11 protein-coding genes are annotated in these 13,162 nt (G+C 68.0%); all 11 read right to left on the reverse strand.

Features of this window, described 5'->3' with window-relative positions:
* Positions 1-91 precede the first annotated feature (91 nt).
* The 11 genes from NQ034_RS01210 to NQ034_RS01260 all read right to left on the reverse strand — a co-directional run bounded on the left by NQ034_RS01210 (position 92) and on the right by NQ034_RS01260 (position 13,161).
* The gene (locus NQ034_RS01210) at positions 92-586 is read right to left on the reverse strand and encodes a cell division protein SepF (RefSeq protein ID WP_257046560.1); all 495 of its coding nucleotides are present in this window, start codon (positions 584-586) and stop codon (positions 92-94) included.
* 121 nt (positions 587-707) lie between these two features.
* The gene (gene pgeF / locus NQ034_RS01215; protein ID WP_257046561.1) at positions 708-1,466 is read right to left on the reverse strand and encodes a peptidoglycan editing factor PgeF; all 759 of its coding nucleotides are present in this window, start codon (positions 1,464-1,466) and stop codon (positions 708-710) included.
* Between the two features lie 9 nt (positions 1,467-1,475).
* The gene (gene ftsZ, locus NQ034_RS01220) at positions 1,476-2,630 is read right to left on the reverse strand and encodes a cell division protein FtsZ (protein ID WP_257046562.1); all 1,155 of its coding nucleotides are present in this window, start codon (positions 2,628-2,630) and stop codon (positions 1,476-1,478) included.
* A 208-nt stretch (positions 2,631-2,838) separates the two neighbouring features.
* Positions 2,839-3,648: a hypothetical protein gene (locus tag NQ034_RS01225; protein ID WP_257046563.1), complete on the reverse strand. Its 810-nt coding sequence runs from the start codon at positions 3,646-3,648 to the stop codon at positions 2,839-2,841.
* Between the two features lie 5 nt (positions 3,649-3,653).
* The gene (gene murC, locus NQ034_RS01230) at positions 3,654-5,120 is read right to left on the reverse strand and encodes a UDP-N-acetylmuramate--L-alanine ligase (RefSeq protein ID WP_257046564.1); all 1,467 of its coding nucleotides are present in this window, start codon (positions 5,118-5,120) and stop codon (positions 3,654-3,656) included.
* The gene (locus NQ034_RS01235) at positions 5,117-6,232 is read right to left on the reverse strand and encodes a UDP-N-acetylglucosamine--N-acetylmuramyl-(pentapeptide) pyrophosphoryl-undecaprenol N-acetylglucosamine transferase (protein WP_257046565.1); all 1,116 of its coding nucleotides are present in this window, start codon (positions 6,230-6,232) and stop codon (positions 5,117-5,119) included. The genes murC and NQ034_RS01235 overlap by 4 nt, the downstream gene beginning before the upstream one ends.
* Positions 6,233-6,242: 10 nt before the next feature.
* The gene (locus NQ034_RS01240; RefSeq protein ID WP_257046566.1) at positions 6,243-7,523 is read right to left on the reverse strand and encodes an FtsW/RodA/SpoVE family cell cycle protein; all 1,281 of its coding nucleotides are present in this window, start codon (positions 7,521-7,523) and stop codon (positions 6,243-6,245) included.
* A 3-nt stretch (positions 7,524-7,526) separates the two neighbouring features.
* Positions 7,527-9,089 carry a UDP-N-acetylmuramoyl-L-alanine--D-glutamate ligase gene (murD, locus tag NQ034_RS01245; RefSeq protein ID WP_257046567.1) on the reverse strand — a complete coding sequence of 521 codons (1,563 nt, stop codon included), beginning with the start codon at positions 9,087-9,089 and terminating at the stop codon, positions 7,527-7,529.
* Positions 9,079-10,173 carry a phospho-N-acetylmuramoyl-pentapeptide-transferase gene (mraY, locus tag NQ034_RS01250; protein WP_257046568.1) on the reverse strand — a complete coding sequence of 365 codons (1,095 nt, stop codon included), beginning with the start codon at positions 10,171-10,173 and terminating at the stop codon, positions 9,079-9,081. Before mraY ends, murD begins: the two co-directional genes overlap by 11 nt.
* Positions 10,170-11,618 (reverse strand): UDP-N-acetylmuramoyl-tripeptide--D-alanyl-D-alanine ligase, encoded by a 1,449-nt coding sequence (locus NQ034_RS01255; RefSeq protein ID WP_257046569.1) that lies wholly within the window; start codon positions 11,616-11,618, stop codon positions 10,170-10,172. The genes mraY and NQ034_RS01255 overlap by 4 nt, the downstream gene beginning before the upstream one ends.
* A 1-nt stretch (position 11,619) precedes the next feature.
* Complete coding sequence (locus NQ034_RS01260) at positions 11,620-13,161, reverse strand: UDP-N-acetylmuramoyl-L-alanyl-D-glutamate--2,6-diaminopimelate ligase (protein WP_257046570.1); 1,542 nt, start codon at positions 13,159-13,161, stop codon at positions 11,620-11,622.
* Between the last annotated feature and the right edge of the window lies 1 nt (position 13,162).

A 13,162-nucleotide genomic window follows, 5' to 3' on the forward strand; every position in this document is an offset into this window, starting at 1 on the left:
CTTCCGTCGTAGTTCTCGCCACCGGTCATACAGCGACCGGCAGACCACCCCATGGTAGCCTGCCGGTCGGTCAGCGGTGGAGACGAAACTCTCAGCTCTGGTTGAAGAAACCCTTCTGCTCCCGTTCGGGCTCCGTACCGTTGGCCACCTCGTAGTCCTCGGGCGTGAGAAGGAACACTGAGGTCGTCACCTTCTCGAGATTACCGTGCAGGCCGAAGGTCAGTCCGGCCGCGAAGTCGACAAGGCGCTTGGAGTTCACATCGTCCATGGCGCTGAGGTTGATGATCACGGGGATCCCCGCGCGGAAGGCCTCGCCGATGGCAACGGCGTCGTTGTAGCTGCGGGGATGAATGGTCTGAATCCGGTGTACGGGTTCCACGGGTGTCGTCTCCACGGGTCGCATCGAGGCGCGAATCGGGGTGACCGCCGCATCGATCTGGGGTTCGTCCATCAGTTCGTCCTCCGGCGGTCCCGATTCGTAGGCCGGCTCATCGTAGTCGCGGTCGCGTGGAGTGTAGGCGTCATCCTGCTCATACCCCTCTTCACCGAATCCGAAGTAGTTGCCGATCTTCTTGAAGGCAGACATAGCTTTCTCCTGATCTCCACCGGGCCCTTCGGCCCCCTGCTGTCACCTACGAAACTATCCCAATGCAAACGACACGCCCCGGTAATCCGTAGGCGTGTCGCAAGGTGTGCCAACCGCGGACTCAATCCGGGTGGGGTGCCAGCCAGCCGATTCCGGCGAATCGGCCGGTGGCGCCATCCCTGCGATACGAGAACAGATCCGGGTCCTCGAAGGTGCAGCTGCGGTCCCAATGGACGATGCGCACCCCGCGGTCCGCCAGCTGGGAGACCACTCCTGCGGAGACATCGAGTGCGGGGGTGCCCGACCAGGTGATGGCCCCTGCCACGGGATGGAGCGCGGCGACCTCATGACGCAGCTCGTCGGGCACCTCGTAGCAGCGCCCACAAATCGACGGACCGACGATGGCCGAGACCCGGGTGGCGCCACGGCGCTCCATGGCCTCGAGGACCGCTCCGACCACTCCGTCCGCCATGCCCCGCCGTCCCGCATGTGCTACGGCCACCAGGCCCGCGTCGGGATCGGCCAGGACCACCGGGGTGCAGTCGGCGACCATCACGACCAGGCCCACCCGTTCCTCACCGGTGACCTGGGCGTCGGCCTCGACCACCGTGGCCGGCACCGAGGCACTTGACGAGTCGAGGTCCACCATGTGGACCCGGGTGCCGTGAACCTGTGAGGTAAAGCTCAGCCGATCCGCCTGCAGCCCCAGCACGGACCCCAGAGCCGCCCGATTGGCCGTCACAGCCGAATCGACGTCTCCGACGTGCCGGGCCAGATTGAAGCTGCTAAAGGGGCCCTCGCTGAAACCGCCGCGGCGGTCGGTGAACGCCACATGTGCGTCCACCGACCGCCCCGGAATCACGAACCTGCCACCGAGCATCGCGCGCTCCTACTTGAGGAAGTCGGGCACGTCGATGTCGTCGCGCCCGTTGTAGGTACGCTGTTCCTCCGGCAATTCGACCGGCACATCGGCAGGCTGGCGCTGCGGCAACGGAGTCACAGGGGCGATCTGTTCGGCCCCGGTGTCGGCGGACTGCTTGGGCTCGGGCGCCGGTGTCGAAACCGCGGGTTCGGCCGGGACCGATTTGATGGTGTTGTCGTTGTTGTCGAAGCCGGCTGCGATCACCGTGATCCGGCATTCGTCGCCGAGGTTCGGGTCGATGACCGTACCGAAGATGATATTGGCCTCCGGGTGGGCTGCCTCCTGCACCAGGCGAGCGGCCTCGTTGACCTCGAACAGACCCAGATCCGGTCCACCCTGGATCGACAACAGCACCCCGTGCGCACCCTCGATGCTGGCCTCCAGCAGAGGCGATGCGATCGCGGACTCCGCGGCCTGCACCGCCCGGTCGTCGCCGACTGCGGAACCGATGCCCATCAACGCGGTACCGGCGCCCTGCATCACGGACTTCACATCGGCGAAGTCCAGGTTGATCATCCCGGGGGTGGAGATCAGATCGGTGATGCCCTGGACACCGGAGCGTAGGACCTCGTCGGCGGACTGGAACGCCTCCATTACCGTGACATTGCGATCCGAGATCGACAACAGACGGTCGTTGGGGATGACGATGAGGGTATCGACTTCTTCGCGCAGCGCGGCGATACCCGATTCCGCCTGCGCCGACCGGCGCCGGCCCTCGAAGGTGAACGGTCGCGTCACCACGCCGATCGTCAGCGCGCCCAGGGACTTCGCGATCCTGGCGACCACCGGGGCCGCACCGGTCCCGGTACCACCGCCCTCACCGGCGGTGACGAAGACCATATCCGCACCGTCGAGCGCTTCCTTGATCGCGTCTTCGGAGTCCTCGGCGGCCTTCCGGCCGATCTCCGGGTCGGCACCGGCGCCCAGACCGCGGGTCAGATCGCGGCCGATCTCCAGTTTGGTGTCAGCTTCCGATAGCAGCAACGCCTGGGCATCGGTGTTGATGGCGATGAACTCGACTCCACGCAGACCGACCTCGATCATGCGCTGGACCGCGTTCACACCACCGCCGCCGGTACCGGCGACCTTGATGTCGGCTCCGGATTGCGGGAATTCAGCCAAGTCGGTTCCTCTTTCGATGCTCTAGTGTCCGGCAGACCTGTTCAACGGGCGGGACGTCCGGGATACGGCCTTTGCCATGACGTTATTGTGTCCGACGCACCGGTGCAAGAACCTGCCCGGAGTGTCGCGGCGCTTTAATCGTTTCCGCCCCAGGTTATAACGTCGCGCCCGCCGCCGCCGACGCGCCCGGAGGCTGGATGCCGCGGGTTCAGCCGGTCACTGGTCTCTCGGGCAGGCTCACGTCGATCCGCTGCGCCCCCGTTGGCAGGAGGGCGCGGGCGATGCGGAACTTCCGCTGCACATCCGCGGAGGTCCCGAATACGATCGTGACATCTCGCCCGGGCTGGGCCCGCTGGGTCTGTGTGGCCGAAGGCGCGGCGGACGCGGTGGCCGAGGTGCTGCGGTCTGCCAGTTCCTCCCCCGTCGCGGCGTAGACGATCGATAGAGTGCCCGAGCGATCCGTACGGATCGTGCGCACCCGCTGCGCCGCTGCGTCGTCCAGGCCGGTGATGAGTTCGACGGCCGAGCGCACGCTCTCCGCCGGCGCCGTGCCCTCGGCCTGCAGGAGCGGCAGTTCCGGTTTCCGGTTCACCGTGTCGATGGCGTTGCCGGACTCGTCGAAGCGCTGCCACCGTTTGCCCTGGGCCACTGCCAGCGCGGGCTGCCGGTCGACGATGACGACCGTCAGACTGCGCGGGCCCGACCAGCGCAGGCGCACTTCGGACGTTTTGGGAAACCGCTCGTGCAGCTGCGCGGATATTGCACCCAGGCGCAGGCGCGGCAACGGCGTTCCCCGATGGTCCTGGAGTACCGCCTGCTCGACCGCCCCCGCGTCCGTCAGACTGGCGCCCGTGACCGTGACCGACTGCAGCGCCAGCGCCGGGGTGAACCAGCCCAGCAGACCGCAGCCGAGCACGACGACGAGCACTGTGCCCGTAATCCACCACGGACGGGACCGCCTGGCCCTGCGGGTGGCGATGACCTCGGTGAGATCGGCAGTCTCATTGCCCTGGCCCATCGGGGTCAGGACTCCGTCGCGGCCCGGCTCGGTACCGACTCGCCCGTGCCCAGTGCCACCAACAGCTCGGGCCCCAGCATGGTGACATCACCGGCCCCGGCGGTGATGACGATGTCCCCGGGACGGACCCTGCCGGCCATATAGGGAACGGCGTCGCGGAAAGCCGGCAGAAAGGCCACCTTGTCCTCCGGCAGGGGGACCTCGGCGGCGATGAGGTCACCGGTCACCCCGGGGATCGGATCCTCACGTGCGGGATAGACGTCGAGTACCGCCACATCGTCGGCCAGGCCCAGGGCCTGGCCGAACTCGTGTTTGAAGGCCCGTGTCCGGCTGAACAGGTGGGGCTGGAAGATCACGTGCACTTGCCGGTCCTCGGCGACGATCTCCCTGGCCGCCCGCAATACCGCGGTCAGTTCGGTCGGGTGGTGGGCGTAGTCGTCGAAAACCCGTACGCCGTTCGCGGTTCCCCGCAGATCGAATCGCCGTCGGGTCCCCGAGAAGCCCATCAGGCCGGCTTCTGCGCGTTCGTCATCGAGCCCCAGTTCGACTGCCACGAGGAGCGCCGCCGTCGCGTTGAGCACATTGTGCAGACCCGGCTGGCCCAGGGAGACGGGCCCGAGAACCCGCCCGCCGTAGGCCACCGAGAAAGTAGCGCCCTGCGCATCGTGACTCAGCTCGACCACCCGGGCCGAGGCGTGCTCGGACTGTCCGTAGGTGACGACCCGGCCGCCGGCCGCGGCCGCGGCCTCTGCGATCCCGGCCGCGCCGGGATCGTCGGCGCAGGCGATGAGCACCCCGGAATCGGCCGTGACGTTGGCGGAGAACTCCACGAACGCCGCCCGTACCCTCTCCCAACTGCCGTAGAAGTCCAGGTGATCTGGTTCGGCGTTCGTGATCACCCCGATCACCGGGTCGTAGAGCAGGAACGAGCCGTCGGATTCGTCGGCTTCTGCCACGAACACATCGCCCGAGCCGGCGTGCGCGTTCGTCCCGGTCGCGCTGAGCACACCGCCGATGACGAAGGACGGGTCCGCCCCTGCCGACTGCAGGGCCACCGTGGTCATCGAGGTCGTGGTGGTCTTGCCGTGCGTCCCTGCGATCGCGACGGCCCGCCTGCCCACCATCAGACCGGCCAGGGCCCGGGACCGGTGGACGACCCGGATACCCGCGGCACGGGCTGCCGCCAGCTCCGGGTTCGACTCGCGGATGGCCGTGGACACGACGACTGTGTCCGCGCCGGCGATGTGCTCGGCGGCATGGCCGATGTAGACGGTCGCCCCCTGCGCGCGCAGAGCGGCGACAACGGATGAGTCCTTAGCGTCAGAGCCGGAGACGGTGATGCCGCGGTCGAGCATGACCCGGGCGATGCCGGACATGCCGGCCCCGCCGATTCCGATGAAGTGCACCCGGCCCAGGTCTTCGGCCGGAATCACCGGCCCCTGATTCTGATCGACGTCGAGTGCATGGTTCATGCGTCTCCTTCGAGTGTCAGGCCCGCGGTACGGGCGATGGTCGCGACCATGGCACGGTCCGCGTGCCGTGGGAAGTCCATGGCCGCCAGTGCGGCCTCCATCCCTGCCAGGGCGGCGGAATCGGCTGCCAGGGGCACCACTGCGTCACGGACGAAATCCTCGTTGAAGGCACTGTTGTCGATCAGCCTCGCCCCGCCCGCTGCCACCGGTCCGGCGGCGTTCTTCGCCTGCTCGCCGTTGCCGATTGGCAGCGGTACGTAGACGGCGGGCAGTCCGACGGTGGTGACCTCGGCCACTGTTCCCGCGCCGGATCTACACACGATCAATGAGGCCGCCAAGTAGGCGTTCTCCATTCCATCGACATAGTCCACGACATGGTAGGCGGGGTCGCCGGCGGCCGCGGCGCGCACCGCTTCGCCCTTGCCGGCTCCCGTCACGTGCAGGACCTGCAGCCCGGCTGCGGTGAAGGACGCGTGGGCCGCAGCGCATGCCTCGTTGATGGCCGCCGCTCCCAGGGACCCGCCCGTGATGACGACGGTGGGCAGGTCGGGACGCAGGCCCAGGCGGGTACGGGCCTCTGCCACGGCCGCCGACTCATGCCTGTCGGCGGCCTCGATCTCCGGGCGCATCGGCATGCCGACGGCGTGCCCGGCCAGGGGTGTGCCGGGGAAGGTGAAGCCGATATTGGCCGAATCCGTCAACTTCGCCCCCAGTTTGTTGGCCATTCCGGGAACCGCGTTGGCCTCGTGGATGACGATCGGCAGGTGACGTTTGCGGGCGGCCAGATAGGCGGGTGTGGCGACGTAGCCGCCCACACCGACGACCACGTCGACATCGTTCGCATCGATGATGCCGATGACCGATTTCACAGCGTGGCTGAAGCGCTTCGGGAAGCGCAGCGCAGCACCGCCGAGCTTGCGCGGCGCGGGCACCTTCTCGATGGTCTCCAGCGGGAATCCGGCCTGCGGGACCAGGCGGGTCTCCAAACCCTCCGGGGTGCCGAGCATGGTCACGGAGGCGTTGGGCACACGCCGCACCAGCTCCCTGGCTATTGCGAGCATGGGCGAGATATGGCCGGTGGTGCCGCCACCGGCGAACAGGACTGAGACCACGATTGTCAGATCACTTCTTTCTGGCTGGGGTACGGGCGAAGAACGACAGGGAGGCACGCAGGCGCGTGCCCTGGGCGCGCAGCGCATCGGCTGCGCCGGGTTCCGCGCGGGCGAAGGACAGCAGGATACCGCTGGCCAACAGGGTGGAGATGAGGGAGGACCCGCCATATGACACGAAGGGCAGTGGCACGCCGATGACGGGCAGTACACCGGTGACGACCAGCAGGTTGACCGCCGCCTGTCCCAGGAACCACATGAAGATGCCACCGGTGGCGGCCTGGACGAAGCGATCGGTTGAGCGCAGGATCAGTCTCACGCAGCCATAGGCCAGCAGGGCGAACAGCAGGAGCACGATGAGGGAGCCGAAGAAACCCAGCTCCTCGCCGATGATCGCGAAGATGAAGTCGTTGTGCGCCTCTGGCAGCCACGACCACTTCTCCCTGCTGCCGCCCAGACCCGTGCCGAACCAGCCACCGGAGGCCAGGGCGTAGAGACCGTGGTCGGTCTGCCAGTGCTGGCTGAACTGCGAATCGGCGTCGGTGGCGCCCGAACCCCGCGCGAACAGGGCTTCGATCCGGCCCAGCCGGTTGTCGTTGGCGACGACGTACACGGCGACCAGGACCCCTGCGATGCTCACCAGCGAGGTCAGCCAGCGCCAGGGCAGACCGCCGACGAACAGGGTCGCCAGGATCACCGCGAGCAGGATCATGCAGGACCCAAGGTCCTTTCCGGCCAAGACGATGGCCACCATCGCAGCCAGCGCGGCAAATCCCGGGAGCACATGGCCGAAGCGGTAGAAATCGCGTTTGGGATCGGCCATGAAGTGTCCGAGGAACAGGGCCATGGCGAGTTTCGAGATCTCGACGGGCTGCGCCTGCAGCGGGCCGATCCGGATCCAACCGGTGTTTCCGCCCACGCTGGCTCCCAGCGCTGGGATCAGCGGTAGGGCCTGGAAGGCCAGTGCGGCCACCAGCAGAATGGGCGCTGCGGCGGAGAAGAAGCGGCTGGGCAGGCGGGAGGCGAGGAAGAGCAGCGCGAAGCCGCCTGCTGCGAATCCCGCCTGTTTGAAGAACAGGGAGAACGAGGAGATCTCCCGGCCATCGTAGAAGCTGATCGACGAAGCCGAGAGCACCATCACCAGGCCCAAGCCGGTCAGCGTCACCACGGAGAGCAACAGGATGTAATACGTGGCCAGGGGCAGGTCGAGGACGACCCGGGCCCGGTTCATAAAACGGCGCAGGGCCGAATCCGAACCGGTGCCCCGGGCCGTAGTACGGGTGCCGGAGGCCACCGCTCAGTCCTCCAGGTCCCGCACGGCTGCGGCGAACAGGTCGCCGCGGGTCGCATAGTTCAGGAACTGGTCCATACTCGCCGCCGCCGGCGCCAGCACGACGGGTATTCCGGGCCCTGCCAGTTGTGCGCCCGCGCGCACGGCGGCGCGCATCACCTCTGTTCCCCTGGCGGCCGGATCCGCGGGATCCGCCGGCAGGGACGCCGGATCGATGCGCACGACCGGGACCCGGGGTGCGTTCTCGGCCAGGGCCGAGGCGAAGGGCGCCGGATCGCGGCCGATCAGCACCACGCCGGCCAGCCTGGCCGCGTGCTCGGCCACCAGGTCGTGCATGTCCGCGCCCTTGGCCAGTCCCCCGGCGACCCACACCAGACGCTCGCGCGCAGCGAGGTCGGCGGCCGCCGCGTGCGGATTGGTCGCCTTCGAGTCATCGATGAATGCCACACCGTCGACGGTACCCACAACGGTGCCACGGTGGTCCCCCGGATGGTGGGCCAGCAGGCCGGCGCGTACGGCCGCGGGCTCGACGCCGAACGAGCGGGCCAATGCGGCGGCGGCCGCTACATTGGCCACATGGTGCGGTGCCAGATGGTCGGCCGGGACCCCGAGGGCCACCGACACGTCGTCGAGCGTTGCCAGCTCGGCTGCGGCCGAATAGCGGTGCGGGGTGAATGCCCGGTCGACGAGGATGTCCTCGATCAGACCTATCTGGCCGACCAGGGGTGCCCCGACGGTGAAGCCCACCGCCCTGGCACCGGGCAGCACCTCGGCCTGCTCGACCATGTGCAGGGTGGCCGGATCGGCGGTGTTGTAGACGGCGGTGTGGCCCACATTGGCATAGACCTTGGCCTTATCGGCGCCGTAGGCGGCCAGGCCACCGTGCCAGTCGAGGTGGTCCTCGGCAAGATTGAGCACCACCGCCGAATGCGCGCACATGGAGTGTTCCCAGTGCAGTTGGAAGCTCGAGAGTTCGATCGCCAGGACCTCGGCGGTCGGGTCGAGGACCGCTTCGAGCAGGGGCGCCCCGATATTGCCACAGGCCCGGGCCTCGCAGCCCCCGGCGGTCAGCATCGCGGCCAGCAGGCTCGTGGTCGTGGTCTTGCCGTTGGTGCCGGTGACGACCAGCCACGGCGCCTGGTTCGCACCGCGCACCCGCCAGGCCAGCTCGACCTCGCCGATCACGGGGACACCGGCGGCGCGCGCCGCCAGCAACAGCGGCTGATCGGGCCGCCACCCCGGGGAGGTGCAGACCAGCTGAGGCGGGAGCCCGTCGAAGTCCGGCAGAGTCCGCGTGTGCTCGACACCGCGCCGGATATCGACGTCGAAGACCTCCAGGATCCGGATGTGCTCACTCAGATCGCGTTGGGTGTCGCCGTCGACGACGATCACGCGGGCGCCGCGTTCCGCCAGGTGAACGGCCATCGGATACCCCGACACGCCAAGCCCCGTGACGACGACGCGCAGACCGTCGAGATCGGAATCCGGGCCCACCAGGATCTCCGGGATCCGCTCGGCCAGGGGGTAGGGCACCGGAGTCGCCCCCGCGGGTACCAGCTCAACGGCCATAACGAGCCAGCCAATCCGCGTAGAACAGCCCGACGGCCAGCACCACGAAGCAGGCGGCGATGATCCAGAAGCGGATCACGATCGTCACCTCGGCCCAGCCCTTGAGCTCGAAATGGTGCTGCAGGGGTGCCATCCGGAAGATCCGTTTGCCCGTGAGCTTGTATGATCCGACCTGGAGCATGACCGACAGGGTGATGATGACGAACAGGCCGCCCATCACGACAAGCAGGATCTCGGTGCGGCTCATGACCGCCAACCCCGCAATCGCACCGCCGATGGCCAGGGAACCGGTATCGCCCATGAAGATCTTCGCAGGGGCGGCATTCCACCACAGGAAGCCGATGCACGAGGCGGCCATGACCGCACCGACCATCGCCAAGTCGCGAGGATCGCGCACGATGTAGCAGCCGGCCTCGGCGTGGCTCATCAGGTCGCAGTTCTTCACCGACTGCCACAGACTGATCACGACATAGCCCAGGAAGACGACGACGGCCGAACCGGCTGCCAGGCCGTCGAGCCCATCGGTCAGGTTCACGGCATTGGACACCGCCGTGACGATGAGGTTGGCCCACAGGATGAACAGGATGAAGGTCACGATCGCCGCACCGGTGAAGGCCAGGTCGATCGGTAGATCGCGAACGAAGGAGATGGCCGACGAGGCGGGGGTGCGGCCGTATTCGTTCGGGAACAGCAGCGCGCCGATGGCGAAGGTGATGCCGACGAAGCCCTGCCCCGCGATCTTCGCCTTCGGACTCAGGCCCAGGGAGTTCTTCTTCGCGATCTTCTTGTAGTCGTCGAGGAAGCCGACGCCGGCCAGGCCGACTGCCAGCCACAGCACCAACATGCCCGAGGGCGTGGGCGCGGACATGGTCACGAGGTGCGCCAGGAAGTAGGCGACCACGGCCGAGGCGATGATCACCACCCCGCCCATGGTCGGGGTGCCGCGCTTGACCAGGTGGGTCTTGGGACCGTCATCGCGGACGAACTGACCGTAGCCGCGTTTGACGAGCACCCGGATGAACGCCGGGGTCCCGAAGATCGTGAAGAGGAAGGCCAGAACGCTGGCCACGACTACGGCGATCATGCGCCGGACACCCCCGAGATCTCATCGCCGAGGAAGCGCAGGCCGGCGTCACGCGATGATTTGAACAAGACGATGTCCCCCGCCTTGAGTTCGTGCTGGAGCATTTCCCTGGCCTCCGTGACGGTGGGAACCCATGCTGCCTCCGAGCCCCAGGAGCCCTCGAGGTTGGCCGACTGGTAGATCGGCTTGGCCCCATCGCCGACGGCGATGGTCTTCGAGATGTTGAGCCGGACGACGAGCTCGCCGATGTCCGAGTGCGCTTGACGCGACTCGTCACCGAGCTCGAGCATTTCGCCGAGCACCGCGATGGTGCGCCGCGGTGGGTTGTCCTCATCCCCCCTGCCCATCGCGGCCAGCGTCTTCAACGCCGCGCGCATGGATTCGGGGTTCGCGTTGTAGGCGTCGTTGAGGACCGTGACACCGTTGGGGTTGTCGACGAGCTCCATCCGCCAGCGGCTGGCGGCGCCCGAGGTGGACAGGGTGGACACGATGGTCCGCGCGCCAACGCCGCACAGCCACGCCACACTCGCGGCGGCCAGGGCATTGGCGACGTGGTGGGAGCCCAACAGTGCCAATTCGACCGCGGCGGGCTCCTCCTGCGGTAGGTGCAGGGTGAAGCTGGTACGCCCCGAAGCGTGGGTGGTGACGTCCTCCGCCCAAATCAACGGGGTCTTATCCGTCACCCCCGAGGTGGAGAACCAGGCGGTCTCCACCCCTTCGGCCAGCACCGAGGTCATGGCGGCGACCCGCTGGTCGTCGGCATTGAGCACGGCCGTTCCACCCGCGATCAGCGAGGCGACGAGTTCACTCTTGGCCCGCGCCGTGTTCTCGATCGAGCCGAAGACCCCGGCATGGGCCGAACCCACATTGAGTTCCACGGCGATATCGGGCCGGATCAACGAGGTCAGATAGGCGAGGTTGCCGATCGACCGGGCACCCATCTCGAGGACCAGGAAGCGCGTATCGGGCGTGGCGCGCAGCGCGGTCAGCGGCACCCCGACCTCGTTGTTGAAGGAGTTCGGCGGCCAGATCGTCTCACCCTGTGCGCTGAGCAGGTCACCGACCAAGTCCTTGACCGTCGTCTTGCCGGCGCTGCCGGTGATCGCCACGACGGTCAGCTCCCCGGCCTCCCGCAGCGCCGTGACGTTGTACCCGGCCAGCCGGCCCAACGCCTCGGTGGCGTCGGATACGACGATGCTGGGCAGGATCTCGCCGTCGACGCTGGGGATCGCCTCGGCGATGATGAGCGCCGCCCCGGCGGTCCGGGCCGCGGGCGCGAATTCGATCCCGTCGACGTTCTCCCCCTTGCGGGCCACGTAGATGTCTCCGGGGGTCACCTCGCGCGAGTCGGTCACGACGCCGCCCGACAGCGGGGTCGAGCCGGCGATCGCGTGCAGTTGGCCGCCGATGGCGGTTGCTATTTCGAGCGCAGAAAATTCCTTCATATCACTTCAAAACAATACTCGGTTCGGTACCCAAGTTCGCCTTGGGCAGCGCCTTGCGGGTCTCTTCACGGTCGTCGAAGTGATGTTTCACTCCGTTGACCTCTTGGCCGGTCTCATGCCCCTTGCCCGCCACCAGCAGTGCTCCGGCGGTTCCGGCTGCCTCCACCCCGGCTAGGATGGCGGCCCGGCGGTCCGCGATCTCGCGGATTTCAACGGTGCGCGCCGGGTGGCACGCCACGTAGTCCTCGGCACCGGCGCGAACCGCGCCACGGATCTCGGAGGGGTCCTCCGTGCGGGGATTGTCATCGGTGATGATCACCACATCCGCATATTGTGCGGCTGCGGCACCCATTTTGGGCCGCTTGCCCTGGTCGCGCGCTCCGCCCGCACCGCACACGATGACCAGGGGGCCCTCCGGATGATCCGCCCGCAGACCCGAGAGCGCCTTGACCAGGGCATCGGGGGTATGGGAGTAGTCGACGACGGCCAACGGGCCGCGCTGCCGGATGACCTCCATCCGGCCGGGGACCGTTGCGGTGAACGTGGGAGCGACCCGGGCCAACTCCTCCACCGGCCATCCGCAGGCGGCCAGCATCGTCAGGGCCAGCGCGGTGTTCGCGGTGTTGAAGTCCCCCGGCAGCGGGCTGTGTGCCGCCAGGACCCCGCCGATTGGCTCGAACGGCGCACCGTGGAGTTCGAACCGGCCCGCCGTCCCGGCCACCAGCAGTACATCGGGGGCGTCATCCGGGTCCGCCGAGACCGTGAGCAGCGGGATCGGCGCGGTGTCCGCCAGGCGCTGAGCCCAGGCGTCGGCCAGGTAGATCACTCCGCGGTCGGCGAATTCCGGGGTGAACAGCTGCGCCTTTGCCTCGAAGTAGGCTTCCATCGTCTTGTGGAAGTCGAGGTGGTCCTGAGTCAGATTGGTGAATCCTGCTACTGCGAAGTGCGCCCCGTCGACCCGGTGCTGCACCAGGGCGTGGGAGGAGACCTCCATCGCACAGGTGCGCACACCGGCGCTGCGCATGTCGGCGAACAGCCGGTGCAGATCGGGAGCTTCCGGAGTGGTCCGCACAGCGGGCACGGAATCCCCTGCGATACGGGTGGCGACGGTCCCGATGACCCCGGTGGTGCGCGGTCCGTCGATGGCGGCGAGCAGGGCCTCGAGCAGGAAGGTCGTCGTGGTCTTGCCATTGGTCCCGGTGACGCCCAGCAGGGTCGGTCGTCCTGGTTCGGTGCCGTAGACCGCCGCGGCGATCGCCCCCAGGCGTGCCCGGGGATCCCCCACGCACACGATGGTGGCATCGGCGGGGACCTCCCCGGCCGCCTCGATGATGTCCAGCCCGGCGGAATCGGTGAGGATGCAGCGCACCCCCGCGGTGAAGAGATCGGCGACGAAGACCGCACCGTGGACGTTCGCGCCGGGCAGGGCCGCGTACATCCACCCCGGGGCCACACTGCGCGAGTCCAGGGACACCCCGGTGACATCGACCGTGTCCGGCCCGCGCACCTCGGCCGGGCCGAGCGGCAGTTCGCTTAAGCGCATG

The organism is Brevibacterium moorei, assembly GCF_024580735.1.
GTDB lineage: Bacteria > Actinomycetota > Actinomycetes > Actinomycetales > Brevibacteriaceae > Brevibacterium > Brevibacterium moorei.

Coding starts and splice junctions, on each gene's coding strand:
- murC (WP_257046564.1), bottom strand. CDS start 5,120: ATGAACCATGCACTCGACGTCGATCAGAATCAGGGGCCGGTGATTCCG.
- NQ034_RS01210 (WP_257046560.1), bottom strand. CDS start 586: ATGTCTGCCTTCAAGAAGATCGGCAACTACTTCGGATTCGGTGAAGAG.
- murD (WP_257046567.1), bottom strand. CDS start 9,089: ATGGCCGTTGAGCTGGTACCCGCGGGGGCGACTCCGGTGCCCTACCCC.
- NQ034_RS01225 (WP_257046563.1), bottom strand. CDS start 3,648: ATGGGCCAGGGCAATGAGACTGCCGATCTCACCGAGGTCATCGCCACC.
- pgeF (WP_257046561.1), bottom strand. CDS start 1,466: ATGCTCGGTGGCAGGTTCGTGATTCCGGGGCGGTCGGTGGACGCACAT.
- NQ034_RS01255 (WP_257046569.1), bottom strand. CDS start 11,618: ATGAAGGAATTTTCTGCGCTCGAAATAGCAACCGCCATCGGCGGCCAA.
- NQ034_RS01260 (WP_257046570.1), bottom strand. CDS start 13,161: ATGCGCTTAAGCGAACTGCCGCTCGGCCCGGCCGAGGTGCGCGGGCCG.
- mraY (WP_257046568.1), bottom strand. CDS start 10,173: ATGATCGCCGTAGTCGTGGCCAGCGTTCTGGCCTTCCTCTTCACGATC.